We start from the raw sequence: 25,436 nt of genomic DNA on the forward strand, positions 1-25,436 counted from the left end.
GAACACCCCCGAAACCCCCCGCGACCTCGTCGGCATCGGCATCGGCCCCTTCAACCTCTCCCTCGCCGCCCTCGCCGACCCCCTCACCGACCTCGACACCGTCTTCTACGACCAGCGCCCCGCCTTCCACTGGCATCCCGGCCTCCTCATCGACGGCGCCCGCATCCAAGTCCCCTTCCTCGCCGACCTCGTCACCCTCGCCGACCCCGCCAGCCCCTGGACCTTCCTCAACCACCTCAAGAACCGCGAACGCCTCTTCCCCTTCTACTTCGCCGAACGCTTCCACATCCAACGAGCCGAATACGACGCCTACTGCCGCTGGGTCGCCGACCACCTCCCCACCCTCCACTTCCACCACCAGGTCGACGCCGTCCGCTGGAACCCCGAACGACGCCTCTTCGAAGTCGACTACACCCAACTCGGCACCGACGGCGAAGCCGAAGCCCTCGGCCGCACCCACACCCGCAACGTCGTCCTCGGCGTCGGCACCGAACCCCACGTCCCCGACCCGCTCAGACCTCTCGTCGACACCCCCGGCGTCCCCGTCCTCCACGCCGCCGACTACCTACACCACCGCGACACCCTCCTCACCGCCGGCCACGTCACCGTCATCGGCACCGGCCAGTCAGGCGCCGAGATCTTCCTCGACCTCCTCCGCCACCGCCCCGCCGGCCGCGAACAACTCCACTGGCTCGGCCGCACCGAAGCCTTCGCCCCCATGGAGTACTCCAAACTCGGCCTCGAACACTTCACCCCCGACTACACCCGCTACTTCCACGCCCTGACCGAACCCGTCCGCGACCGCCTCGTCGCCTCCCAATGGCAACTCCACAAAGGCATCGACGCCGACACCACCGCCGCCATCCACGACGAGCTCTACCGCCGCACCCTCGACGACGGCTGGCCCGACACCGTCCTCACCCCCGGCGTCCACGTCCGCACCGCCGGCCGCATCGCCACCACCAAAATCGAACTCCACCTCGAACACGACCAGCAGAAAACCCGCACCCGCCTCACCACCGACGCCGTCGTCCTCGCCACCGGCTACCGCCAACGCCCCCTCAGCCGCATCCTCGCCGGACTCGACCCCTACATGCGACGCGACAGCCACGAACGCCCCCGCATCGACGAACGCTTCCGCCTCCGCCTCGACCCCTCAGTCACCGGCCACGTCTACGTCCAGAACGCCGAAACCCACACCCACGGCGTCGGCACACCCGACCTCGGCCTCGCCGCCTGGCGCAGCGCCACCATCCTCAACGACCTCACCGGCCGCGACCCCTACCCCCTCCCGAGCCGCACCGCCTTCACCACCTTCGGCCTGGAAAACGCACAGCCCCAGATCCCCTCCGCACGAGACCACCGGGCACTCACCCCGCTGGTGGAAGGAATCTGAGGCCGCACCGCCCCCGGAAACGCCGGGCTCAGAACACCGGCGTACCGTCCCGCGTCAGCCGCCAGTCCACCGACGCGAAGTCCTTCGGATCCAGCACACCCTTCGCCGTCACCCACTCGGCGATCCGCGTCCGGATCTCCGTCGACTCCGACCACAACTCCCGGGCCGACGCCACATGCGGGAACGCACCGCCACCATTGGCCCGGTAGTTGTTCACCGCCAGCACGAACCGCGCGTCATCCGCCAGCGGCGCACCCCCGTACGCGAGATTCCTGATCCGCGAACCGGGTGCCTGCGCGACATCGATCTCGTACGTCAGCCCCGACACGTAGTCGTAGTTGTAGTCCGGACGACCGTTCGCGTTCGTCAGCTTCGCCACGTCCACCGGCGCACCGGCCGCCGTCCGGACGTAGTACTCCGCCGAATACTCCAGGTACGCCCGCAACTGGGCGCCCGTCATCAACTTCGCCACCAGCGTGTTGTCGTACACGTACAGACTCGACAGATCCCGGATCGTCACCTCACCGGCCGGGATCTCGGAAGTCCGAGAGAACGGCGAAGCCTGCGCCAGCACCGGCAGCGACGCATACTCCGTACCCGCCAGCGCCTCCCTGACCACGTCCTCCTGCACCTTGGTGATCAGATCGATGATCGGCGCGTCCTTGTACCGCGCCTCCACCGTCGTCAACGTCTCCGTCGCCGTACCGACCACCTGATTGACGTACGCCACCACCTTCTCGTGCTCGTCCGTCAACAGCCTCGTGATCTCCGGATCGTCCTCGACCGTGGCCGAGTCCCGCAGCGACGCCCGCACCGACTCCACATGCCACCGGCCCCGCTCGAAGACCAGCTCGAAATCGAACAGAGTCAGCCGCTCGGCGTAACACAGCGGCTCCGACAGCACCACCGTCTTCCCGGTCTCCTCGTTCACGACCTTCAGCTCCGCGATCTCCTGGTGCGCGTGCCCCACCAGAATCGCGTCGATCCCCGGCACCAGCCGTGCCACGTTCGCCGCCGCGTTCTCCACGTACGGAAGCTGATCACCGTACGACGACGTGCCCGACGACCCGGAGTGCGCCGACACCACCACCACGTCCGCACCCATCGAACGCAGCTTCGGCACCCACTTGGCCGCCTGCTCCTCAAGACCCGGGAACGCCAGCCTCCCCTGCACGTACGCCTTGTCCCAGATCGCGATACCCGGATTCGTCAACCCCAGCACCGCCACCTTCACCGGCGGCGCGCCCTTCACGCGGAACGTCTTCATGAAGTACGGCGGGAAAGCCGGCCGCAGCGTCTTCGCGTCCACCGCGTTCGCACCCAGCAGCGGGAAATCGCACTGCTCCTCGAACTTGCGCAGCGTCTCGATGCCGTAGTTGAACTCGTGATTCCCGAGCGCCACCGCGTCGTACCCGATCGCGTTCATCGCCTGCGCCATCGGATGCACCGGACCACCCTTGGCGGTGATCGGATCGACCTTGGCGTAGTAGTACGTCAGCGGGGTGCCCTGGATGGTGTCGCCCGCGTCCAGCAGCAGCGTGTTGCGGCGGCCCTTCTCCTCCCGGACCTGGTTCACCAGCGTCGAGACGCGGGCCAGGCCCTGGGCGTTGCCCGCCGAGTCGGCGTACTCGGCGTCCTTGAAGTAGTCCCAGTTGAAGACGTGCCCGTGCAGGTCGGTGGTGCCGAGGACGGTCAGCGCGTACCGCTTGGGCTTGCGGCGCCCCTTGTGGCCGTGGGGCTTGCCGACCGGGGCCGCCTCGGCCGCCGGAGCCGCCACCGCGCCGGCCAGCGCGACACCCGCCCCCGTCACTGCGGACCTGCTCAGGAACTTCCGGCGGTTCAACGGCATGGCTGGCTCTCCTCGGTTCAGTGACCCGTGCACGACATCGGCAACGCGCGTAGATTCTGTCCTGAACATGCCCCCTGTCAAGGGGTGACGGCCAGGTCGCGTGCTCATCGGAGCGGGCGGCCGCACAATTCAACACTTGTCAATAACCCTTTACTCAAAGGTTGTTGAGTGGTCATGCGTGGCCAATTCGCTACCCGGCAGTAAGTCATAGGCTCGACACATGCGCCGAGCAAAGATCGTTTGTACCCTGGGGCCCGCCACCGACTCGTACGACCAGATCAAAGCCCTGGTCGACGCCGGAATGGACATCGCCCGCTTCAATTTCAGCCACGGCACCCACGCCGAACACGAAGAGCGCTACCGCCGTGTCCGAAAAGCGGCCGACGAGACCGGCCGCAGCGTCGGCGCCCTCGCCGACCTTCAGGGCCCGAAGATCAGGCTCGGCCACTTCACCGAAGGACCCGTACTCCTTGAACGCGGCGACACCTTCACCATCACCGTCGAGGAGGGAGTGGAGGGCGACCGCCACACCTGCGGCACCACGTACGCCGGCCTCGCCGCCGACGTCACCCCCGGCGAACGCGTCCTCGTCGACGACGGCAAGGTCTGCCTGGAAGTCACCGACGTCGACGGCCCCCGCGTCCACACCAAGGTGATCGAAGGCGGCATGGTCTCCGACCACAAGGGCCTCAACCTCCCCGGCGTCGCCGTCTCCGTCCCCGCCCTCTCCAAGAAGGACGAGGACGACCTCCGCTGGGCCCTCCGGGCCGGCTTCGACGTCATCGCGCTGTCCTTCGTCCGCAGCGGACGCGACGTCCTCGACGTCCACCGCATCATGGACGAAGAAGGCCGCCGCCTCCCCGTCATCGCCAAGGTCGAAAAACCCCAGGCCGTCGAGAACATCGACGACATCGTCGCCGCCTTCGACGGCATCATGGTCGCCCGCGGCGACCTCGGCGTCGAAATGCCACTGGAACAGGTCCCCATCGTCCAAAAGCGCGCGATCAAGCTGGCGAAACGCAACGCCAAGCCGGTCATCGTCGCCACCCAGATGCTCGACTCCATGATCGACAACGCCCGCCCCACCCGCGCCGAAGCCTCCGACGTCGCCAACGCCGTCATCGACGGCACCGACGCGGTGATGCTCTCCGGCGAAACCAGCGTCGGCAAACACGCCGTCGACACGGTCCGCACCATGGCGAAAATCGTCGAAGCGGCCGAGGAGGACATCCTCGCCAAGGGCCTGCCACCCCTCACCGACCGCAACAAGCCCCGCACCCAGGGCGGCGCGGTCGCCCGCGCGGCAGCGGAGATCGGCGACTTCCTCGACGCCAAGTTCCTCGTCGCCTTCACCCAGTCCGGCGACACCGTCCGCCGCCTCTCCCGCTACCGCTCACCCATCCCCCTGCTCGCCTTCACCCCCGAACCGGCGACCCGCTCCCAGCTCAGCCTGACCTGGGGCGTGGAGACCTTCCTCGGCCCCCACGCCGACTCCACGGACGCGATGGTCGACCAGGTGGACGAACTGCTCCTGCGCTACGGCCGCTGCGCGAAGGGCGACGTCGTGGTCATCACGGCTGGCTCACCGCCGGGGGTGTCGGGCACGACCAATCTGGTGCGGGTGCACCACATCGGGGAGGACGACAGTCCCAAGTAACTTCAGTACTTGGGGCCGACGTGGGCGTCCATGAGGGCTACGGAGGCTTTGCGGGCTACGGAGATGTTGAAGGGATCGCTGCCGCGCGCGAGGGTGGTCCACTCGACACCTACCTTGTCGAGGGTGTCGGTGAAGAGCTTCCTGATGTCGTCCGACTTATTAGTGAAGAAGTAGCGCGGGTATTCGTAGCGCTTGCGCACGCCGCTAACGAGTCGGGTCGTCCAGTTGGTGATACGGCATCCGTCGGAGTGGATGAGTCCGCGGATGAACTCCCATGGGTGGGCGTCGACGATCGTCTGCTGCCAGAGGGCGAGGGCGATTCGGCGGTCGTGCTTCTTGCCGGGGCCGTGTTGCGGGAAGAGGCAGGGCAGGTGCTTCGAGTAGACCTTGACGTATTGGCAGCCGGTCTTTCGGACACGGCAGACCGAGTTGTCAGGGAAGACAGTACGCATGGCCCGTTCGCAGTCGTCGATAAGACCGGGCCACGAGTCAGCACAGGCGATCATGAGGTTGGGCACGCGGTGCTGGGAGTAGTGGCTGACGTGGCCGTCGCCGAGGTAGAGGCCCAGCAGGTAGCTGTAGGCAGACTCGTCCAGTTCCCGGCCGTGGCACCTCGGACAACTTGGATCATGCTTGCCCGGGCATTCGCCGCGCTTGGCGCGGTCCAGGTGCTTCCAGTAGCCGATCGTGCCAATCGGGACGTTCAGTCTCCGAGCCACGTCCGCATTCTTGGCACCACCGCGCAGCAGGGTGAGAGCCTTCTGTCGTACATCAGTGCTGTGGAAGTTCACATGAGAACTGTCTGCTACGGGACATGTGCCCGGTGCAGCAAAAGCGGAGGTTCACAAGAACGTGAGCCTCCGCTTCGCTGGTGTGCCGGGTGCGGGATTCGAACCCGCACGCCCTTTCAGGCAATCGCTTTTGAGGCGATCATGTCTACCCTTCCATCAACCCGGCAACAGGGCTGATCGGAGTGTACCGGTTCCTAGTGCACAGCCGCAGCTAGGTACCCTGCTGGAAGCAGTGCCGCCTGCCCCGGAACAAGGAGCGCCCACGTGACCGCCCCCGAGTCGCCCCAGCCCGCCGACGTGAACGACGACGACAAGTCGCACGTGCCTCCGCTGACGACCCGTGTCGTCATCGCCGAGGACGAGGCGCTCATCCGGCTGGATCTCAAAGAGATGCTGGAGGAGGAGGGCTACTCCGTCGTAGGTGAGGCCGGTGACGGTGAGGAGGCCGTGGAACTGGCCCGTGAGCACAAGCCGGACCTGGTGATCCTGGACGTGAAGATGCCGAAGCTGGACGGCATCTCCGCGGCGGAGAAGATCGCCGAGGAGAGCATCGCGCCGGTGCTGATGCTGACGGCGTTCTCGCAGCGCGACCTGGTGGAGCGGGCGCGGGACGCCGGGGCGATGGCGTACCTCGTGAAGCCGTTCAGTAAGAGTGACGTGGTTCCGGCGATCGAGATGGCCGTCTCGCGTTTCACGGAGTTGAAGGCGCTGGAGAAGGAGGTCGCCGACCTCAGTCTGCGGTTGGAGACGCGGAAGCTGGTGGACCGGGCGAAGTCGGTGTTGCAGACGGAGTACGGGCTGACGGAGCCGGCGGCGTTCCGGTGGATTCAGAAGACGTCGATGGATCGGCGGATGTCGATGCAGCAGGTGGCGGAGGCGGTCATTCAGGACGCTGAGGAGAAGAAGGCGTCGAAGGGCTGACCGAGTGTGTGGTTGAGGCCCGCGTCCCCCGGAATGCGCCGTGTGGGGGCGCGGGTCTCAGCCGTGTCCGGGGACGGGTTCAGTCCTCGCCGAGGTAGGCCTTGCGGACGGATTCGTCGTGGAGGAGGTCTTGTCCGCTGCCGGAGAGGACGATGTTGCCGACTTCCATGACGTGGCCCTGGTCGGCCAGGGAGAGGGCGGCCTGGGCGTTCTGTTCGACGAGCAGGATGGTGGTGCCCTGGGATTTTAGTTCGGCGATGGTCTGCATGATCTTCTGCATCATGATCGGCGAGAGGCCCATGGAGGGTTCGTCGAGCATGAGGAGCTTGGGCTGGGACATGAGGGCGCGGCCCATGGCGAGCATTTGCTGTTCGCCGCCGGAGAGGGTGCCGGCGGCCTGCTTGCGGCGTTCGCCGAGGATGGGGAAGAGGTCGTAGGCGCGCTGGATGTCCTTCTCGATGCCGGGCCGGTCGTTGCGGAGGAAGGCGCCGAGGCGGAGGTTGTCCTCGATGGTCATGCGGGGGAAGATGTGCCGCCCCTCGGGGGAGTGGGCGAGCCCCAGGGAGACGATCTGGTGGGCGGGGACCTTCTTCAGCGACTTGCCGCCGAATTTGATCTGTCCGCCGACGGGCTTGAGGAGCCCGGAGAGGGTGCGCAGGGTGGTGGTCTTGCCGGCGCCGTTGGTGCCGATGAGGGTGACGACTTCGCCGGCGTCGACCTTGAAGGAGATGCCTTTGACGGCTTCGATCTTGCCGTAGGCGACGCGGAGGTCCTCGACCTCGAGGAGTGCGGTCATCGGTCGTTCTCCTTGCCGGCCGCGGTGTCCGTGGTGGTGTCGGCCTGGGCGTGGGCCTCGGCGGCTTCGACTTCGGCGGCTTCCGCGGCGCCGGGGTCGTTCTCGAGGGGTTCGCCGAGGTAGGCGGCGATGACGCGTTCGTCGCCCTGGACGGTGGCGCTGTCGCCTTCGACGAGTTTCTCGCCCTGGACGAGGACGGCGACGCGGTCGCAGAGGTTGAAGATGAAGCGCATGTCGTGCTCGATGACGAGGACGGCGATGCCCTTGTCGCGGATGGCGAAGACGAGTTCTTCGGTGGCCCGGGTCTCCTGGGGGTTCATGCCGGCGGTGGGCTCGTCGAGGAGCAGGAGGCCGGGTTCGCTGGCGAGGGCGCGGGCGATTTCGAGCTTGCGCTGTTCGCCGTAGGGGAGGTTGCGGGCGAGGTGGTCGGCCTTGTCGGCGAGGCCGACGAACTCGAGGAGTTCCATGGCGCGTTCGCGGGAGTTCGCTTCGGCCTTGTGGAAGCCGGGGCCGCGCAGGACGGCGGACCAGAAGCCCTCTTTGGTGCGGGTGTGGCGGCCGACGAGGACGTTTTCGAGGACCGTCATGTTGGCGAAGAGGCGGATGTTCTGGAAGGTGCGGGCGATGCCTGCGGCGGTGACCTTGAAGGATTTGGCCGGCAGGACGGTGCCCTTGTAGCGGACTTCGCCTTCGGTGGGGATGTAGAGGCCGGTGAGGCAGTTGAAGAAGGTGGTTTTGCCTGCGCCGTTGGGGCCGATGAGGCCGACGATTTCGCCGCTGTTGACGGTGAGGTCGACGTTGTTGACGGCGGTGAGGCCGCCGAAGCGCATGGTGACGCCGCGTGCGTCGAGGACGGTGGTGCCGGGGGCGGGTGTGCCCGGGGTGGTGTCCTTGGTGGTGGTGTCGGTGGTCATGTGGTCAGGCCCCTGTCTTGCTCAGGGTGGTGGGCGCGCCGGCTTCTTCGTGGAATTCCAGCTTGCGGCGGCGGTTGGCGACGAGGCCTTCGGGGCGGAAGCGCATGAGCAGGACGAGTGCGAGTCCGAAGGCGAAGAGCTGGTAGTCGTCGAGGAACTGGAGTTTGTTGGGGATGAGGAAGAGCAGTGCGGCGCCGATGAGGGGGCCGGCGATGGTGCCCATGCCGCCGAGGACGACCGCGGCGAGGAGGAAGGCGGAGTTGGGCGGTGTGGTGCCGGCGAAGAGGTACTGCTCGGGGGTGACGGTGTAGGTCACGTGGGCTTGGACGGTGCCGGCGAGGCCGGCGAGGGAGGCGCCGACGGCGAAGGCGATGAGTTTGACGCGGAAGCCGTTGATGCCCATGGCGAGGGCGGCGGTTTCGTCTTCGCGGATGGCGACCCAGGCGCGGCCGATGCGGGAGTCGCCGCTGCGTCGGAAGACGAGGACGACGACGGCCGTGATGATGAGCATCATGAAGAAGTAGTTGGCGAATCGGCCGATGGTGAAGCCGCCGATGTCGTGTGAGATCCCCATGTCGAAGCCGAGGACGTTGAGGTCGGGGATGGAGGAGATGCCGTTGGAGCCGTTGGTGACGTCGGGGCCTGAGGTGCCGTCGAGGTTGTTGGCGGTGATGCGGAAGATTTCGCCGAAGCCGAGGGTGACGATGGCGAGGTAGTCGCCGCGCAGTCGGAGGGTGGGGGCGCCGATGAGGACGCCGAAGACGAGTGAGGCTGCGGCGCCGACGAGTACGGCGGCCCAGAAGGGGAGGTGGAGGTCGAAGGGGGAGCTGGGGGAGCCGGAGACCATGGAGGCGGCGTAGGCGCCGACGCCGAGGAAGGCGACGTAGCCGAGGTCGAGGAGGCCTGCGAGGCCGACGACGATGTTGAGGCCGAGGGCGACGGTGGCGAAGATCAGGATGTAGACGCCGAGGGTGGCGTAGCGGTCGTCGGACTGGGTGAAGGGGAAGCAGGCGGCTGCGATGAAGGCGCCGCAGATGGTGATGGACTGGTGCCGGGCGGTGATTTCGGTGGCTTGGGCGATGAGGCCGGCGCGGTGGAGGGCGGTGAAGCCGAGGCCGGCGACGATGAGGAAGCCGATGAAGAGTTCGTCGTATTCGGTGCCGATGCCGTAGGTGAAGACGGTCAGGGCGACGGCGAGGATGCCGACGATGATGAGGATTTCGGCGTAGGAGGGCAGGGGGCGGACGGGGCGGGGGGTGCCGGTGGTGAAGGCGGCCCTGATGGTCTGCCAGTTCTGGGAGCTGGTGTGCTTGAACTGTTCCCAGCCGGTGTCGTCGGGGTCGAACGGGTCGGGTGCGGGGCGTTCGAAGGGGAGGGCGAGTGCGCCGAGGAGGGCGATGAGGGTGACGGCTGCGGCGATGTAGCCGCCGGGCTCCAGGTTGACGAGGCCGCCGAGTTGGGCGCTGATCGCGATGACGGTGTACCAGGTGGTCGCGAAGGCGGCGAGGGCGGCGAATTTGAGGGCGGCGTCGGCGCCGGCGGGGACCAGCCAGCGGAGTCCCTTGATGCCGTACGACGCGAGGCCGAGGAGGGCGGTGAGGGCGCCGGCGATGAGTACGAGGACTTGGAGGCCGCCCGGGTAGCCGTAGACGGTGAGGTCGCCGGGGAATTCGGCGGTCCAGGTCCAGGCGAGGAAGGTGGAGGCGACGGTGAGGGCGCCGCCGCCGGTGGCGAGGGCTCGTCCGATGTGCGGGGGTATACCGATGAGGCCGGTGGTGTCGCGGGCGGCGGACGCGTCGGTGGTCTTCGGTGCGGTGGTCTGTGTGGTCATCGGTGTCACGCCCTGTCCGCAACGCGTTCGCCGAGCAGGCCTTGTGGCCTGAACAGCAGTACGAGGATGAGGAGGATGAAGGCCCAGACGTCTGCCCAGGACTGGCTGCCGAACTGGTCGAGGCCGGGTACGTCGGCGATGTAGGCGGTGGCGAGGGTTTCGGCGACGCCGAGGACGAGGCCGCCGATCATGGCGCCGTAGATGTTGCCGATGCCGCCGAGGACTGCGGCGGTGAAGGCTTTGAGGCCGAGGATGAAGCCCATCTTGAAGTCGATCTGGCCGTATTCGAGGCCGTAGGCGACGCCTCCGACGGCGGCGAAGACGGCGCCCAGGGCGAACGCGATGACGATGATGCGGTCGGTGTTGACGCCCATGAGTTTGGCGGTGTCGGGGTCCTGGGCGGTGGCCTGCATGCCGCGTCCGGTGCGGGTCTTCATGACGAAGTAGGCGAGGATGCCCATGCTGATGGGGGCGGCGGTGAAGACGAAGATGTCGCCGGTCTGGAGGGTGACGTTGCCGATGTGGAAGGGGCCGCCGTCGATCTGGGGGAAGGTGCGGGCGGATTTGGCTTCGGGGTACCAGGCCCAGATCGCCTGCTGGAGGGCGAGGGAGAGGCCGATGGCGGTGATGAGGGGGGCGAGTCGGGGTGCGCCGCGTAGCGGGCGGTAGGCGAACCGTTCCGCCCCGACTGCGACGGTCACGGAGACGATGACGGCGCCGACGATCATGAGCGGCAGCGCGACCAGCATGGAGGTGCCGTCGGGCAGGATGTACACGTAGACCGTGAGTGCGCCGAAGGCGCCGGTCATGAAGATCTCGCCGTGGGCGAAGTTGATGAGCTGGACAATGCCGTAGACCATTGTGTAGCCGATGGCGACCAGCCCGTACATGGATCCCAGTAGCAGGCCGTTGACCAGCTGCTGCGGCAGTTCGTTCACCGCATGTCCTCCGAGACTTTCGGACGTTCGACGGATGTGGCCGGATGCGTGAGCGCGCGGGGCGCCAGTGGAACAGCGCCCCGCGCGGCTCTTCGGTGGTGCGGGCGTCGTGCCGGTCGGTCAGCCGGTGTAGGTGCCGGACTTGACGGGGCTCCAGGTGCCGTTCTTGACGGCGTAGACGGTGAGCTGCTTGTTGGTGGTGTCACCGAATTCGTCGAAGGAGACCTTGCCGGTCACACCGTCGAAGGAGACGTTCTGCATGGCCTGCATGACCTTGGTGCGGGCGTCGTCGGGGAGCTTGCCGTCGTTCTTCTCCACGACCGTCTTGACGGCTTCGATGATCGCCCAGGCGGAGTCGTAGGAGTAGCCGCCGTAGGCCTCGAAGGGCTCCTTGTAGCCGGCTTCCTTGTAATTGGCGACGAATTCCTTGGCGGACGGGAGGTCTTCGACGGGGGCGCCGACGGAGGTGGCGAGGTCGCCCACGCCGGAGGCGCCGGCGAGCTTGATGAAGTCGGCGCTCTTGATGCCGTCGCCGCCGACCAGGGGAATCTTGGCGCCGGTGGCCTTGATCTGCTTGCTGAGCGGGCCGGCCTGCGGGTATTCGCCGCCGTAGTAGACGACGTCGGCGCCGGAGTTCTCGACCTTGGTGGCGACCGCGGAGTAGTCCTTGGTGTCCGGGTTGATGTGTTCGGTGCCGACGACCTGGCCGCCGAGTTTCTTGAACTCGTCGGTGAAGGTCGCGGCGAGGCCGGCGCCGTAGGTCTTCTTGTCGTCGATGACGAAGACCTTCTTCTTCTTGAAGTCGTTGTAGACGTACTGCGCGGCGAACGGGCCCTGGATGGCGTCGGTGGTGGCGGTGCGGAAGTACGAGTCGTACTGTCGTTCCTTCTTGGTGCGCCAGTCCGGGCCCTGGGTGAGGGAGGGGCCGGTGTTGGCCGGGGACACCTGCACCATTTTGGCGGTGTCGAAGACCTTCTGCATGGATTCGCCGACGGAGGAGTTCAGGGGGCCGACGACGCCGAGGACCTCGTCGTTGGCGACGAACTGGGTGGCGTTCTGCTGGCCGACGGAGGGCTGGGCCTGGTCGTCGAGGGCTTCGACCTTGAAGGTGATGCCGTCGACGTACTTCTCCTCGTTGGCGGTCTTCGCGGCGAGGTCGGCGGAGTTCTTGATGCCGAGGCCCATTGCGGACAGGTCGCCGGTCAGCGGGGCGTCGACGCCGATGACGACGGTGGTGCCACCACCGCTGCCGCCGTTGCCGGAGTCCGAGCCGCCGTCGTCGTCGCGCGAGCCGCAGGCGGTGAGGGTGAGCGCTCCCGCCGCCAGAGCGGCGGTGATGGCGATGAGCGAACGTTGACGCACGATCAGTCCTTTCCCTGGCGCAGCCGCGTCCCCGTGGAAGCGGCCGAGTCGAACGCTGGGCCGAAGTGACAATCCGACTGCGCGGTGACTGGCCGTGACTCTAAGCGTGTGTGGGGAACGTGGAGGAGGGTCTGACTCAGGCTGTGACGCTCTTGTTATGACACGGGGTAATGCAGAGCGGTACTGGCTGGGAAGAAGGGCGGAATTCAGGCCGATTCGCCCTGTCCGCATGATGAGAACCCGCAGGACTGATGGGGCGAGTTCAGGTGTCTGGGGCGTTTTGGTGATTACCTGGATTCGTAGCCGCAGGCGACCTGGAGGGCCTCGGAGAGGTCCTGTGCATAGCGTGATCCGAGGATGAAACTGTGGGTCTGGATTGCGCGCGTATTACGCAGCGTTACATCCAGGAAAGGGAATCCGAGGTTCCGGGGGGCTTTTTCGCATTCCGTCACCCTCAGCGTGACAATGATCTTGCGGGCCGAATGCGACTTTGTCTGGAAAGGTGCCGCGGGTGACGAAGTGATCGTCAGGCCCTCGTAGGGCTGGGCCAGGCGCGTCAGGGTGACGGGCGGGCCGGACCGCACGCTCAGCCGTACCGCGAAGCTCAAGGCGCCGGGATCGGCGCCGCCCGGGCCGGGCACCGCGTCCAGGTAGACGAGGTCCACCGCGTGGACCGGGTACGGCGGCGGAGGAGGGGCCGGCTGCCGCGGTCGGCTCGCGTACAGGTAGCCGCTGCCCGCCAGCACGCCGAGGATCGCGGCGGTGGCGAGGGCGGCCCGGCGGTGGTCGGCGTAGCGCCGGGCCAGGCGGCCACGCGGCCGGGCGGGTGGCCGCGGGGTGCCGGCGGCGTCCCGGGCGCGGGTGCCCTCGCCCGGCTCCACGGGGCCGGTGCCGGTCATTGCCAGGGGCCTTCGGTCGGGCCGCCGTCGCGGTACTGCTGGGTGCACCTGATCCGCGTCTGACGGTCGATCAGTGCCTTTGCGGCTCTGGTTCCTTGGGCGCGCTTCGTCGTCTGCGCGGCGTCCACGACCTCGCGCAGGATGCCGTACTGACGGTTGGACAGGCCCATCGACTGGTAGTCGCCGTAGGGGGTGGCGCCGTCGAGTATCCGGCGGGCCCAGTAACGGACGGCGGTCGTACACAACTCCGTGGGAGAGAGGGGTTGCCGAGCCGATGCCGATGGGGACGGGGGCAGTGGTGCGGTCGCTTGCGTGGCGGTGGCGGAAGGGGCCCCGGTGGTGCGGGAGTTGCCGCAAGCGGTGGCCAGGGCGCCGGCCGGCAGGCTCAGTGCCAGGGCGAGCAGGGCGGGAACGATCCGGAAGCGCGCCGTGCGCCGGGGCGCGAGCCCGGCGGACGTGATCCGCGCGGAGGTGAAGCGGAACCGCCGAGCCGTCGCCCCCGGCCGAGGGGCCTCTCCCCGTCCCATGCCCCGAAGTTAGGGCGCCGGGTGGCCGGGAGCAATGCCGTGGGCGCGGCGCGCCGACCGGGCGTGTACCGACCGGGCCGTGCGCCGCGCCGGGCTGCCGTGCCGCTCAGGCGGTCGCGCCCGCCTGCGCCCCGTCGCCCGGCTTCACGTCCCGCAGCAGGCAGGTCAGCCGGGCGGTGCACACGCGGCGGTCCTGCTCGTCGCTGATCACGATCTCGTACGTCGCCGTCGACCGGCCCCGGTGCACCGGTGTGGCCACCCCGGTGACCAGGCCGGAGCGGGCCCCGCGGTGGTGGGTGCAGTTCAGGTCGACGCCGACGGCGATCTTGGAGGCGCCGCCGTGCAGCATCGAGCCGACCGACCCGAGCGTCTCGGCCAGCACCGCCGAGGCGCCGCCGTGCAGCAGCCCGTACGGCTGGGTGTTGCCCTCGACCGGCATGGTGCCGACGACACGGTCGGCCGACGCCTCGAGGATCTGGACGCCCATGCGCGTCCCGAGGTGCCCGGCGGAGAAGAGTGCGGGCAGGTCGACGCCGAGCGTGGCGTACTCGTCGATGACCTCCTGCGGGAACTGCACCTGCTGCTGCTCGCCCATGGGCCCGGCTCCGTTTCGTCGCTCCGTCTGTCGGATCCGCCGGCCGGCCCCGTGGGAAGGGCCGTCGGCACGTCTGAGCAAACGCTCAGTCGGTCGCCGATTGTTCCAGACGGACGACGACGGACTTGCTGGCCGGGGTGTTGCTGGTGTCCGCGGTGGCGTCCAGGGGCACCAGGACGTTGGTCTCCGGGTAGTACGCCGCCGCGCAGCCCCGGGCCGTCGGGTAGTGCACGACGCGGAAGCCGGCCGCCCGCCGCTCCACCCCGTCCTTCCACTCGCTGACCAGGTCGACGTACGCGCCGTCCCGGACGCCGAGCCCCCGGGCGTCCTCCGGATTGACCAGGACGACCCGGCGGCCGTTCCTGATCCCCCGGTAGCGGTCGTCCAGGCCGTAGATCGTGGTGTTGTACTGGTCGTGCGAGCGCAGCGTCTGCAGCAGCAGCCGTCCCTCGGGCAGCTCAGGGTGCTCGACCGGTGCCGCGGTGAAGTTGGCCTTGCCGGTGGCCGTGGGGAAGCGGCGCTCGTCGCGCGGGGCGTGCGGCAGGGCGAAACCGCCGGGGCGGGCCACGCGCGCGTTGAAGTCCTCGAAGCCCGGGACCACGCGCCCGATGCGGTCGCGGATCGTCGCGTAATCCTTCTCGAACTCCTCCCAGGGCGTGGAACTGCTCTCGCCCAGCACCCGGCGGGCCAGCCGGCACACGATGGCCGGCTCGGACAGCAGGTGGGCGCTCGCGGGCTCCAGCCGGCCGCGGGAGGCGTGCACCATGCCCATGGAGTCCTCGACGGTGACGAACTGCTCGCCGCCGCCCTGGAGGTCCCGCTCGGTGCGGCCGAGTGTCGGCAGGATCAGGGCGCGCGCGCCCGTGACGGCGTGCGAGCGGTTCAGCTTGGTGGACACGTGCACGGTGAGCCGGGCCCGGCGCATCGCCGCCTCGGTGACCTCGGTGTCGGGGGAGGCGGAGGCGAAGTTGCCGCCCATGGCGAAGAAGACCTTGGCCTCGCCGTCGCGCATCGCGCGGATGGCCCGTACGACGTCGTAGCCGTGCTCGCGCGGCGGTGCGAAGCCGAACTCCCTCTCCAGGGCGTCCAGGAAGGCGGGCGCCGGGCGTTCGAAGATGCCCATGGTGCGGTCGCCCTGCACGTTGGAGTGGCCGCGGACCGGGCAGACGCCGGCGCCCGGACGGCCGATGTTGCCGCGCAGCAGGAGGAAGTTGACGACCTCGCGGATGGTGGGCACGGAGTGCTTGTGCTGGGTCAGGCCCATCGCCCAGCACACGATGGTGCGCTTCGAGGCGAGCACCATGCGCAGGGCTTCCTCGATCTCCGCGCGGGTGAGGCCGGTCGCCGCGAGCGTCGCCTCCCAGTCGGCGGCGCGGGCGGCCTCGGCGAACTCCTCGTAGCCGTGGGTGTGCTCGGCGACGAACGCCTCGTCGACCGCGCCGTCGGTGTCCAGGATCAGCTTGTTGAGGAGCCGGAACAGGGCCTGGTCGCCGCCGATGCGGATCTGCAGGAACAGGTCGGTGAGTGCGGCGCCCGCGGTGAGCCCCTTGGGGGTCTGCGGGTTCTTGAAGCGCTCCAGGCCCGCCTCGGGCAGCGGGTTGACGCTGATGATCTTCGCACCGTTGGCCTTGGCCTTCTCCAGGGCGGAGAGCATGCGCGGGTGGTTGGTGCCCGGGTTCTGGCCGGCCACGATGATCAGGTCCGACTTGTAGAGGTCCTCCAGCAGGACGCTGCCCTTGCCGACGCCGATGGTCTCGGACAGGGCCGAGCCGGACGACTCGTGGCACATGTTGGAGCAGTCGGGCAGGTTGTTGGTGCCGAGCTCGCGCGCGAAGAGCTGGTAGAGGAACGCCGCCTCGTTGCTGGTGCGGCCGGAGGTGTAGAAGACCGCCTCGTCGGGCGAGTCCAGGGCGGCGATCTCCTCCGCGACGATGTCGAAGGCGCGCTCCCAGCTCACCGGCTCGTAGCGCTCGCCGCCCTCCGGGAGGTACACCGGGTGCGTGAGCCGTCCCTGCTGGCCCAGCCAGTAGCCGCTGCGGGTGGCGAGGTCGGCCACGGGATGCGCGGCGAAGAACTCCGGGGTGACCCGGCGCAGGGTGGCCTCCTCGGCCACGGCCTTCGCGCCGTTCTCGCAGAACTCCGCCTTGTGCCGGTGGTCCGGCTCCGGCCAGGCGCAGCCCGGGCAGTCGAAGCCGTCCTTCTGGTTGACGCTCAGCAGCGTCAGCGCGGTCCGCTTCACGCCCATCTGCCGCTGCGCGATCCGCAGGGTGTGGCCGATGGCCGGGATGCCCGCCGCCGCGTGCTGTGGCTCGGTGACCTGCGGGGCGTCCTGGACCGGATCACCCGTGGGCGGCTTGGTGGCCATCGCGCGCTCCTTCGCTTACGCGTGTGAGGTACGTCTCCGATCCTCGCACGTCCCTGTGACAGTGCAGGAGGCCGGGCGGGCCGGGATGCGGAAGCGGTGATCGTGGCGGCGGACGGCGGCCGGTCCATGTCGGCGGCGAGCGCGGGGCCGAGTGTCAGTGGTCCGTGGCAGGATCGGGGACGTGGCAGAGACAGCAGCGAAGAAGACCGACAGCACCTCCGGCGGCGGCCGTCCGCGCCTGATGCTCATGGACGGGCACTCACTGGCCTACCGCGCGTTCTTCGCGCTGCCCGCGGAGAATTTCACGACCGCGACGGGCCAGCCGACCAACGCGATCTACGGCTTCGCGTCGATGCTGGCCAACACGTTGCGTGACGAGGCGCCGACGCACTTCGCGGTGGCGTTCGACGTCTCCCGCAAGACCTGGCGGTCCCAGGAGTTCACCGAGTACAAGGCGAACCGCTCCAAGACGCCGGACGAGTTCAAGGGGCAGGTCGAGCTGATCGGCGAGCTGCTCGACGCCATGCACGTGCAGCGCTTCGCCGTCGAGGGCTTCGAGGCCGACGACGTCATCGCCACGCTCGCCACGCAGGCCGAGGCCGAGGGCTTCGACGTCCTGATCGTCACCGGCGACCGGGACTCCTTCCAGCTGGTCAGCGAGCACACCACGGTGCTGTACCCGACCAAGGGCGTCTCCGAGCTGACCCGTTTCACGCCGGAGAAGGTCTTCGAGAAGTACGGGCTGACCCCCGCCCAGTACCCCGACTTCGCGGCCCTGCGCGGCGACCCGTCCGACAACCTGCCGGGCATCCCGGGCGTCGGTGAGAAGACCGCCGCGAAGTGGATCAACCAGTTCGGGTCCTTCGCCGACCTGGTCGAGCGCGTCGAGGAGGTCAAGGGCAAGGCGGGCCAGAATCTCCGCGACCACCTGGAGTCCGTCAAGCTCAACCGCCGGCTCACCGAGCTGGAGCGCCGGGTCGAGCTGCCGAAGACGGTCACCGACCTGGAGCGCGCGGCGTACGACCGCAAGGGCGTCGCGGTGATCCTGGACACCCTGGAGATCCGCAACCCGTCCCTGCGCGAGCGGCTGTACGCCGTAGACCCGGGCGCCGAGGAGGCCGAGGCGACCCCGGTCGTGGCGGACGGTGTGGAGCTGGACGGCACCGTGCTGGGCACCGGCGAGGTGGCCGGCTGGCTCGCCGGGCACGGCACGCAGCCACTCGGCGTCGCCACGGTCGACACCTGGGCGCTGGGCACCGGCTCCGTCGCCGAGGTCGCGCTCGCCGCGGCCGACGGGAAGGCCGCCTGGTTCGACCCGGCCGAGCTGGACGAGGCCGACGAGGCGGCGTTCGCGGCCTGGCTGTCCGACCCGGACCGGCCCAAGGTCTTCCACAACGCCAAGGGCGCGATGCGCGTCTTCGCCGAGCACGGCTGGTGCGTCGCCGGCGTCGGCATGGACACCGCGCTCGCCGCCTACCTGGTCAAGCCGGGCCGCCGCTCCTTCGACCTGGACGCGCTCTCCCTGGAGTACCTGCACCGCGAGCTCGCGCCCGCCGCCGCGGCCGACGGCCAGCTCGCCTTCGGCGCGGACGACGGCGCCGAGGCCGAGGCGCTGATGGTGCAGGCCCGCGCGATCCTCGACCTGGGCGAGGCCTTCGAGGGCCGCCTGGCGGACGTCGGCGCCGCCGACCTGCTGCGGGACGTGGAGCTGCCCACGTCCGCGCTGCTGGCCCGCATGGAGCGGCACGGCATCGCGGCCGACCGGGAGCACCTCCAGGCCATGGAGCAGATGTTCGCCGGCGCCGTGCAGCAGGCGGTGAAGGAGGCGCACGCGGCGGCCGGGCACGAGTTCAACCTCGGCTCGCCCAAGCAGCTCCAGGAAGTCCTCTTCGGCGAGCTGAACCTGCCGAAGACGAAGAAGACCAAGACCGGCTACACCACGGACGCGGACGCCCTGGCGTGGCTCGCGGCACAGACCGAGAACGAACTGCCGGTCATCATGCTCCGCCACCGCGAGCAGGCCAAGCTGCGGGTCACGGTCGAGGGCCTGATCAAGACGATCGCCGGCGACGGCCGCATCCACACCACGTTCAACCAGACGGTCGCCGCGACCGGCCGCCTCTCCTCCACGGACCCGAACCTGCAGAACATCCCGGTCCGCACCGACGAGGGCCGGGCGATCCGCCGCGGCTTCGTCGTCGGCGAGGGCTTCGAGTCGCTGATGACGGCCGACTACAGCCAGATCGAGCTGCGCGTGATGGCGCACCTCTCCGAGGACGCGGGCCTGATCGAGGCCTTCACCTCCGGCGAGGACCTGCACACCACCGCCGCCGCGCAGGTCTTCTCCGTCGAGCAGTCCGCGGTCGACGCGGAGATGCGCCGCAAGATCAAGGCCATGTCGTACGGACTGGCGTACGGTCTGTCGGCCTTCGGCCTCTCCCAGCAGCTGAACATCGAGGCGGCCGAGGCCCGCGGGCTGATGGACGCGTACTTCGAGCGGTTCGGCGGCGTACGGGACTACCTGCGCCGGGTCGTCGACGAGGCACGGGCGACTGGCTACACGGCGACACTCTTCGGCCGCCGCCGCTACCTGCCCGACCTCAACAGCGACAACCGCCAGCGCCGCGAGGCGGCCGAACGCATGGCGCTGAACGCGCCGATCCAGGGCACGGCCGCCGACATCGTCAAGATCGCCATGCTCAATGTGGACAAGGCGCTGCGCGAGGCCGGTCTCACCTCCCGCATGCTGCTCCAGGTCCACGACGAAATCGTCCTGGAGATCGCCCCCGGCGAGCGCGCGGCGGCGGAGGAACTCGTCCGCCGCGAAATGGCGAACGCCGTGCAGCTCAGGGTTCCCCTGGGCGTTTCGGTGGGCGTCGGGCCGGACTGGGAGTCGGCGGCGCACTAGCGTGCGCCGGTCGCCGGGGCACGGCGGACGGACGGCGGGAGGGTGGTCGGCGTGCCCCGGCGACCGACGACCGGTGGAAGGGCGATCGGCGGACGGGGTCGGTCGGCAGGAGGCGGGGGAGCGCTGCGGGGCTGCGTGCTCGCGGCGGATTCCTCCGGCTCACCGTCCACGCCGCTGACATCGCCCTCGCCAAAGCCCGGCGACCGTTTCCGGCCGCCGTCGCCGGCCGGGCCCGGCACGTACACCGACGTCCTTTGCCCGGGAGGGAACGCCGTTCACCGGCGCCCTCCGTGCCCGGCACATACGCAGTCGCCCACCGGCCGGGTGGGAAGCACCGCCGTTCGTCCCGCCCTGCACGTACGCCGACGCTTGCCGTCCGGGAGGGAACGCCGTTCACCGGTGCCCTCCGCGCCCGGCACATACGCAGTCGCCCACCGGTCGGGTGGGAAACACCGCCGTTCGGCCCGCCCTGCACGTACGCCGACGCTCCCCGTCCGGACGGAAACGCCGTTCACCGGTGCCCTCCGCGCCCGGCACATACGCAGTCGCCCACCGACCCGGAGGGCAACGCCCCCTGCTCGCCCCGCCCGCCCGGCAGGGCCCGTCACTCAGGTGGCCCCCGCGAAAGCGCCCCCCGACCCCGACTCCCGTGAGGATGCGGGCATGGGTATACGCATGCTCCACCACCGGACCACACCGGGACGGGCAAGCACAGACCGACCCGCCCGCGTGCCACTCCTGCCGGTCCCGGTCTTCGCACCGGGCGCAAGTACCGGCCGCACCCCCACCACCCTCACGACGGCCCTGCGCCGCACCACGGCAGACCTCCGCCGCGGACTCCTCCACCGGGACCAGGCCGCCGCGGCCCCGGGCGAGACGCCCGCCTGGCGCCTGTGGGCCGACCTGGCCCGCGGCTACCTGGCGCTCGCCATCACCTTGCTGCCGCGCACCCGGCCCGCGCGCACCTTCACCGTGTTCGTGGCGAGCACCGACACGCTCAGGACGCGACCCGGCGGTCCGGTTCCGTACCGGCGCCTGCCGGGACGGCGGGGACCGGGGCCGGACGCCACACCCTGACCGCCACGGCGTACAGCAGCAGCCCCGGGACGAGCCCCGCGCCCGCCCCGAAGCACACCGTCGGGATCAGCTCCCAGGGCTTCGCGACGTCGCCCCAGTAGTCCCACCACCGGGTGGCCCGCCGCACCGCCCCGGCCACCGCACAACCGACGAGCACCGCCCCGGCCCACCACCGGTCCCGCACCAGGAGCGCCGGAACGTGGGACGCCCCGGTCCGGGGCGCCCGGCGCAGCGCCCGCGCCAGGAACACGGCGAGCACGACGGCCGCCACGGCGGAACCCCCGTACTGGAGGTACCAGTACAGCGGGGAGCCCGCGATCTCCCGGCCGAGGACGGGGAACACCTTCATCCCCCACCGGTCGAGGTGCGTGAACGCGTCCCACACCACGTGGGTCGACGCTCCCAGCACCGCCGACACGTACCACCACAGAAGCAGCGACGGCCCCACACGCGCGCGCGGAGCCCCGCACCGCAACAGGGTAGCGACCCGCCCCTGCCGGGACGGCGGCAGCAGGGCCACCAGCGGCTCCCGCACGACCAGCCACAACCCCACCAGCGCCCAGGCGATGAGCACATCGAGCGTGAAGACACCCGGGAAGGAGTGCGTGACGTCCCCGAACTCCATCGCCCCGGACAGGAAACTCGCCGCGTAGTAGGTCATGTCGGGCGCAAACGATCCCGCCACCAGTACGGCCGGCACCAGCCGCCCCCGTCCGGTCCCGTCACCCCGCAGCGCGGGCAGGACGGCGGCGGCGTGACTGAGGGTGAACGGCAACGAAACTCCTCTTATGGCCAACTGGTGAATATCGGGCACGAACGGGTCCCCGTGCAAAGCAAGTTGTCGTAGGGTCGCCTGCGGCACCGTGCTGATCGAACAGACGAGCACCGCGCAGGGAAAGTTGCGGCGCAACCTCCGACGCGCACCGCTCGTCGCAACAGGACGGGTACGACGAGCGAGTACGACAGCCGAAGACGGACGGACGCGCGGGCGTCCACGGGAGGGGTTCACTCTATGGCGGCGCATTTCGACAGGAGGCTCCGCAAGGCGGCGGTCACCACCACCGTTGCGGCGGTCGCGGTCGCGGCCCTGTCCGCGTCCCAGGCTCCCAACGTGACGACCGACGCCAACGGCAGACAGACCACCTCCGACAACGTGCCGGCCTCCGACACGCCCGCCGAGGAGAGCGCGACCGGCAACTCGCCGTACTACACGGACCTGCCGCCGCTGAACAGCCCGAGCCCCGCGCCGACCATCGGCACCCCCGCGTCCCGGACACCGTCCGAGGCGGGCATCCCCGCCACTGTCCTCGACGCCTACAAGAAGGCCGAGTCGGCGCTGCGCCGGTCCAAGCCCGGCTGCAACCTGCCCTGGCAACTCCTCGCCGCCATCGGCAAGGTGGAGTCGGGCCAGGCCCGTGGCGGCCGCGTCACCGCCGACGGCACCACGACCAGTCCGATCATCGGCCCGCAGCTCGACGGCAACGGCTTCGCGCTCATCAAGGACACCGACAACGGCGTCTACGACGGCAACAGCGCCTACGACAACGCCGTCGGCCCCATGCAGTTCATCCCCTCCACCTGGGCCTGGGCGGCCCGCGACGGCAACGGTGACGGCAAGGAAGACCCCAACAACATCTACGACGCCGCGCTCGCCGCCGGACACTACCTGTGCCGCAACGGCTGGGACCTGTCCGACCAGGCGGACCTCGACCGCGCGATCCTCAGCTACAACAACTCGCAGGACTACCTGCACACGGTCCTGTCGTGGCTGGAGCACTACCGCAAGGGCACCCACGAGATCCCGGACGGCACCGGGGCCCTGCCCGGGAACCGCAGCGACGCCGGCGCGGCGAGCCGTCCCGACCCGTCGCCCAGTGGCACGGGCCCGAGCACGCGCCCCACGACCCCGGGCACGCCGTCGCCCAGCCCGGACAAGCCGGGCGGTTCCACCGGTTCCGGCAAGCCGACGAACCCCACCAACCCAACGAACCCTACGAACCCCACCAACCCAACGAACCCTACGAATCCGACAGACCCCGGCACCGGCTCCCCGGACCCGACCGACCCCGAGACCCCGCCCGACAACCAGACCCCCACCGACACGGTGCACCACCTGGAGAACGCCGGCACCACCGGGCTCACCGCCATCGCCGGCGACACCTTCGCCAAGAAGATCAGCACCCGCGCCGAGACCAGGGCCGGAAAGACCGTCGGCAAGGTACGGATCCGCTTCACCGTCCTGGGTGACACGGACGCCACCTTCACCGGCGGTGAGAAGGTGGCCGTGGCCATCACGGACGCCTCCGGCGTGGCGGTCGCACCCGCGCTGGTGGCGGGCGAGAAGACCGGTGCCTTCACCGTGCGGGCCGCCGTCGTCGGCCGGATCGTCCCCGGCGTCGACTACGAGGCGACCGTCACCGAGCGTGTCGCCGACGCCCTCGCGCGCACCGACGCGACCGACCTGACGTGCACGCCCGGCGGTGAGTTCGCGGACCGGGTCGAGGTCAAGGCCACGCACAAGGGCGCCGCCGCGGACAAGGTCGCCGTCACCGCCACGCTCATCAAGTCGGTGCTCGACCCGGCCGAGAACGACAAGGGTCCCTACTTCAAGGACGCCGACGGCAAGGCCGTCCGCACCCTGACCGGCCTGAAGACCGACGCCAAGGGCCTGCTGACGCTGCCGAAGCTGTACGCGGACGACACCGACGGCACGTACGTGCTGCGCCTGACCACCGCGGGCGGCGCCACGCTCGACGTCCAGCTGAAGGTGGCCGAGGCGAAGCCGACGCCGAGCCCGTCGCCCGAGTCGCCCGACGCCTCGCCCAGCCCCTCCACCGAGCCGTCGACCGAGCCGGACGCGTAGGCGCGCGGCTCCCGCGCGAACGAACCGAGGGGCGCCCTCCGCTTCGGCGGGGGCGCCCCTCGGGCACGTCGTCGTCCGCTCACTTCCCGAGCCGGGCCTTGGTGTGCCGGGTCGGCTCCGCCGTGGCAGGGTCCTCGGGCCACGGATGCTTCGGATAGCGGCCGCGCAGCTCCGCCCGTACGCCGTTGTAGCCGTCCTTCCAGAAGGAGGCCAGGTCGGCGGTGACCGCGGCCGGGCGGCCGGCGGGGGAGAGGAGATGGACGAGGAGCGGCACCCCGGCGACCTCGGGCGAGTGCTGCAGCCCGAACATCTCCTGCAACTTCACCGCGAGGACCGGCTGCGCGGGGTCGCCGTAGTCGATCCGGATCCTGGACCCGCTGGGGACGGTGATCCGCTCCGGTGCCAGCTCGTCGAGCCTTGCCGCCTCGCCCGAGGCCCAGGGCAGCAGCCGCGCCAGTGCCTGCACGGCGTCGATCCGTGCCAGGTCGGCCCGCCGCCGGGCCCGGCTCAGCTCGGGCTCCAGCCACTCGTCCACGCGCGCGTGCAGCGCGTCGTCCGAGACGTCCGGCCAGGGATCGCCGAGCCGCCGCCGCAGAAAGGCGAGCCGCTGACGCAGCACCTCCGCGTCGGCCGGCCGGCGCAGCAAGCCGAGCCCCTCTCGCCGCAGCCCCTCCAGCAGCGCGTTCCGTACGAGGGAGGGGTCGGGGGCGGCGAGTGGCCGTGCCGTGAGCTCCACCGCCCCGAGCCGTTCGACCCGCCGGGCCACGACATCGCCGTCGGCCCAGTGGACCTCGTCCCGCTCCTCCAGCAGCGCCCCCGCCGCCAGCCGGGCCGTCGCCTCGTCGACGACCGCGCCGAGCTGTACGCGCGCGTGCCCCTTCCCCACGGGCCGGTCGGCCACGGCCACGGCGATCCATGGGGCCCCGCGCAACGCCGACGTCTCCGGCAGTTCGGCCCGGGTGCCGGACACCATGAGGTACGAACCGCCGTCCTTCCTGGCCACCCGTTCGGGGAAGGCGAGCGCCGTCACCAGCCCGGCGACACCGTCGTCGGTGACCTCCTGGACCAAGCCGGGGCCGGAGCCCCGCCCGGCGGCCCGCAGCCGTCGGACCTCGCTCCGCCACCGCGCCCCGTACGCGTCGCCCCCACGCCGAGCGGCGCGCAACGCGGCCACCAGATCGTCCCCGTACTCCCGCGGAGGCTCCTCACTGAGCAGGGCCACCACCTCGGCCACCGCCTCCGAACCGCGGGTACCCGGGCCGACGGGGTCGGACCCCTGACTGCCGGGGACGCGGGCGCCCGAGCCCGGGCCGACACGCGTACCCTCGCCCGACCCACGCGCGCCCGGGCCCCTCGCGTCCTCGGTGCCGGTACCGGTCCCTGCGCCGGTGCTCGTGCCCGTGGGGAGCCCGGTGCCGGTGCCCGCGTCAGTGCTCGTGCCGGTGTCTGCACCGGAGCGCGTGCCCGCGTCGAGCCTCGTGCCGGAGCCCGAGCCCGTAACGGGACCCGTGCCGGTGCCTGCCCCGGAGCCCCTGCCGGTCCCTGTCCCCGTGCCGGTCCCTGTCCCCGTGCTGGTGCCTGTCCCTGTGCCCGAGCCTGTCCCCGTGCTGGTGCCTGCTCCTGTGTCCGAGCCCGCCCCGGTGCCTGCTCCTGTGCCCGAGCCCGCCCCCGTGCCGGTGCCTGTCCCTGTGCCCGAGCCCGCCCCCGTGCCGGTGCCTGTCCCTGTGCCCGAGCCCGCCCCCGTGCC

The 25,436-nt window shown here is 70.0% G+C and carries 18 protein-coding genes, 1 tRNA gene and 1 pseudogene; 6 read left to right on the plus strand and 14 right to left on the minus strand.

The window, feature by feature from the left end; all coding sequences use genetic code 11:
• Positions 1-1,396, plus strand: a 1,396-nt coding sequence (locus KUM03_RS19865; RefSeq protein ID WP_254399606.1) for a lysine N(6)-hydroxylase/L-ornithine N(5)-oxygenase family protein, incomplete at its 5' end; no start/stop codon positions are given.
• A gap of 28 nt (positions 1,397-1,424) precedes the next feature.
• On the opposite strand, the gene KUM03_RS19870 is transcribed toward KUM03_RS19865, so the two are convergent.
• The gene (locus tag KUM03_RS19870) at positions 1,425-3,245 is read right to left on the minus strand and encodes a bifunctional UDP-sugar hydrolase/5'-nucleotidase (RefSeq protein WP_217250619.1); all 1,821 of its coding nucleotides are present in this window, start codon (positions 3,243-3,245) and stop codon (positions 1,425-1,427) included.
• Positions 3,246-3,465: 220 nt separating this feature from the next.
• On the opposite strand from KUM03_RS19870, the gene pyk reads away from it, so the two are divergent.
• Positions 3,466-4,902, plus strand: a complete 1,437-nt coding sequence (pyk, locus tag KUM03_RS19875; protein ID WP_217250620.1) for a pyruvate kinase — start codon at positions 3,466-3,468, stop codon at positions 4,900-4,902.
• A 2-nt stretch (positions 4,903-4,904) separates the two neighbouring features.
• On the opposite strand, the gene KUM03_RS19880 is transcribed toward pyk, so the two are convergent.
• Together KUM03_RS19880 and KUM03_RS19885 are read right to left on the minus strand one after the other, a co-directional pair.
• Complete coding sequence (locus tag KUM03_RS19880; protein WP_217250621.1) at positions 4,905-5,693, minus strand: helix-turn-helix domain-containing protein; 789 nt, start codon at positions 5,691-5,693, stop codon at positions 4,905-4,907.
• An 83-nt stretch (positions 5,694-5,776) separates the two neighbouring features.
• Positions 5,777-5,859, minus strand: a tRNA-Leu gene (locus KUM03_RS19885).
• 98 nt (positions 5,860-5,957) lie between these two features.
• On the opposite strand from KUM03_RS19885, the gene KUM03_RS19890 reads away from it, so the two are divergent.
• On the plus strand, positions 5,958-6,614 hold the full coding sequence (locus KUM03_RS19890; protein ID WP_073721833.1) for an ANTAR domain-containing response regulator: 657 nt from the start codon (positions 5,958-5,960) through the stop codon (positions 6,612-6,614).
• A gap of 79 nt (positions 6,615-6,693) precedes the next feature.
• On the opposite strand, the gene KUM03_RS19895 is transcribed toward KUM03_RS19890, so the two are convergent.
• From KUM03_RS19895 to KUM03_RS19935, 9 genes are all read right to left on the minus strand, one after another.
• Positions 6,694-7,410 carry an ABC transporter ATP-binding protein gene (locus KUM03_RS19895; protein WP_217250622.1) on the minus strand — a complete coding sequence of 239 codons (717 nt, stop codon included), beginning with the start codon at positions 7,408-7,410 and terminating at the stop codon, positions 6,694-6,696.
• On the minus strand, positions 7,407-8,324 hold the full coding sequence (locus KUM03_RS38895) for an ABC transporter ATP-binding protein (RefSeq protein ID WP_217250623.1): 918 nt from the start codon (positions 8,322-8,324) through the stop codon (positions 7,407-7,409). Before KUM03_RS38895 ends, KUM03_RS19895 begins: the two co-directional genes overlap by 4 nt.
• Positions 8,325-8,328: 4 nt before the next feature.
• Positions 8,329-10,155, minus strand: a complete 1,827-nt coding sequence (locus KUM03_RS19905; RefSeq protein WP_217250624.1) for a branched-chain amino acid ABC transporter permease — start codon at positions 10,153-10,155, stop codon at positions 8,329-8,331.
• A gap of 5 nt (positions 10,156-10,160) precedes the next feature.
• Entirely contained in the window at positions 10,161-11,093 is a 933-nt protein-coding gene (locus KUM03_RS19910; RefSeq protein ID WP_217250625.1) for a branched-chain amino acid ABC transporter permease, read from the minus strand.
• 120 nt (positions 11,094-11,213) lie between these two features.
• Positions 11,214-12,455, minus strand: coding sequence for a branched-chain amino acid ABC transporter substrate-binding protein (locus tag KUM03_RS19915; RefSeq protein WP_217250626.1), 1,242 nt, complete (start codon positions 12,453-12,455; stop codon positions 11,214-11,216).
• 287 nt (positions 12,456-12,742) lie between these two features.
• A complete protein-coding gene (locus KUM03_RS19920; RefSeq protein ID WP_217250627.1) occupies positions 12,743-13,354 on the minus strand; it encodes a Tat pathway signal sequence domain protein in 612 nt (203 codons plus the stop codon).
• Positions 13,351-13,881 carry a hypothetical protein gene (locus KUM03_RS19925; RefSeq protein ID WP_254399607.1) on the minus strand — a complete coding sequence of 177 codons (531 nt, stop codon included), beginning with the start codon at positions 13,879-13,881 and terminating at the stop codon, positions 13,351-13,353. Before KUM03_RS19925 ends, KUM03_RS19920 begins: the two co-directional genes overlap by 4 nt.
• Before the next feature lie 106 nt (positions 13,882-13,987).
• A complete protein-coding gene (locus tag KUM03_RS19930; RefSeq protein WP_217250628.1) occupies positions 13,988-14,476 on the minus strand; it encodes a PaaI family thioesterase in 489 nt (162 codons plus the stop codon).
• An 85-nt stretch (positions 14,477-14,561) separates the two neighbouring features.
• The gene (locus KUM03_RS19935) at positions 14,562-16,841 is read right to left on the minus strand and encodes an FdhF/YdeP family oxidoreductase (RefSeq protein ID WP_217250629.1); all 2,280 of its coding nucleotides are present in this window, start codon (positions 16,839-16,841) and stop codon (positions 14,562-14,564) included.
• A 181-nt stretch (positions 16,842-17,022) separates the two neighbouring features.
• Between KUM03_RS19935 and polA the strand changes: the two genes are divergently transcribed.
• Together polA and KUM03_RS19945 are read left to right on the plus strand one after the other, a co-directional pair.
• Positions 17,023-19,749, plus strand: coding sequence for a DNA polymerase I (gene polA, locus KUM03_RS19940; RefSeq protein WP_217250630.1), 2,727 nt, complete (start codon positions 17,023-17,025; stop codon positions 19,747-19,749).
• A 729-nt stretch (positions 19,750-20,478) separates the two neighbouring features.
• On the plus strand, positions 20,479-20,826 hold the full coding sequence (locus tag KUM03_RS19945; RefSeq protein WP_308406359.1) for a hypothetical protein: 348 nt from the start codon (positions 20,479-20,481) through the stop codon (positions 20,824-20,826).
• On the opposite strand, the gene KUM03_RS19950 is transcribed toward KUM03_RS19945, so the two are convergent.
• Positions 20,747-21,601, minus strand: a complete 855-nt coding sequence (locus tag KUM03_RS19950; protein ID WP_217250632.1) for a DUF4184 family protein — start codon at positions 21,599-21,601, stop codon at positions 20,747-20,749. The genes KUM03_RS19945 and KUM03_RS19950 overlap by 80 nt on opposite strands.
• 237 nt (positions 21,602-21,838) lie before the next feature.
• Here KUM03_RS19950 and KUM03_RS19955 point away from each other — a divergent pair, with 237 nt between their 5' ends.
• Positions 21,839-23,689, plus strand: coding sequence for a lytic transglycosylase domain-containing protein (locus KUM03_RS19955; RefSeq protein WP_217250633.1), 1,851 nt, complete (start codon positions 21,839-21,841; stop codon positions 23,687-23,689).
• A 79-nt stretch (positions 23,690-23,768) separates the two neighbouring features.
• Here the strand turns inward: KUM03_RS19955 and KUM03_RS19960 are convergent.
• Positions 23,769-24,929, minus strand: a pseudogene (locus tag KUM03_RS19960) (ATP-dependent helicase C-terminal domain-containing protein); the annotation flags it as partial.
• Positions 24,930-25,436 lie beyond the last annotated feature (507 nt).

It is taken from the genome of Streptomyces sp. AC602_WCS936, assembly GCF_019049125.1.
Classification (GTDB): Bacteria; Actinomycetota; Actinomycetes; order Streptomycetales; family Streptomycetaceae; genus Streptomyces.

Bases quoted from the DNA above. Each gene is read 5' to 3' on its own strand.
- KUM03_RS19870 (WP_217250619.1), bottom strand. From the start codon at position 3,245: ATGCCGTTGAACCGCCGGAAGTTCCTGAGCAGGTCCGCAGTGACGGGG.
- pyk (WP_217250620.1), top strand. From the start codon at position 3,466: ATGCGCCGAGCAAAGATCGTTTGTACCCTGGGGCCCGCCACCGACTCG.
- KUM03_RS19895 (WP_217250622.1), bottom strand. From the start codon at position 7,410: ATGACCGCACTCCTCGAGGTCGAGGACCTCCGCGTCGCCTACGGCAAG.
- KUM03_RS38895 (WP_217250623.1), bottom strand. From the start codon at position 8,324: ATGACCACCGACACCACCACCAAGGACACCACCCCGGGCACACCCGCC.
- KUM03_RS19905 (WP_217250624.1), bottom strand. From the start codon at position 10,155: ATGACCACACAGACCACCGCACCGAAGACCACCGACGCGTCCGCCGCC.
- KUM03_RS19920 (WP_217250627.1), bottom strand. From the start codon at position 13,354: ATGACCGGCACCGGCCCCGTGGAGCCGGGCGAGGGCACCCGCGCCCGG.
- KUM03_RS19925 (WP_254399607.1), bottom strand. From the start codon at position 13,881: ATGGGACGGGGAGAGGCCCCTCGGCCGGGGGCGACGGCTCGGCGGTTC.
- KUM03_RS19930 (WP_217250628.1), bottom strand. From the start codon at position 14,476: ATGGGCGAGCAGCAGCAGGTGCAGTTCCCGCAGGAGGTCATCGACGAG.
- KUM03_RS19935 (WP_217250629.1), bottom strand. From the start codon at position 16,841: ATGGCCACCAAGCCGCCCACGGGTGATCCGGTCCAGGACGCCCCGCAG.
- KUM03_RS19955 (WP_217250633.1), top strand. From the start codon at position 21,839: ATGGCGGCGCATTTCGACAGGAGGCTCCGCAAGGCGGCGGTCACCACC.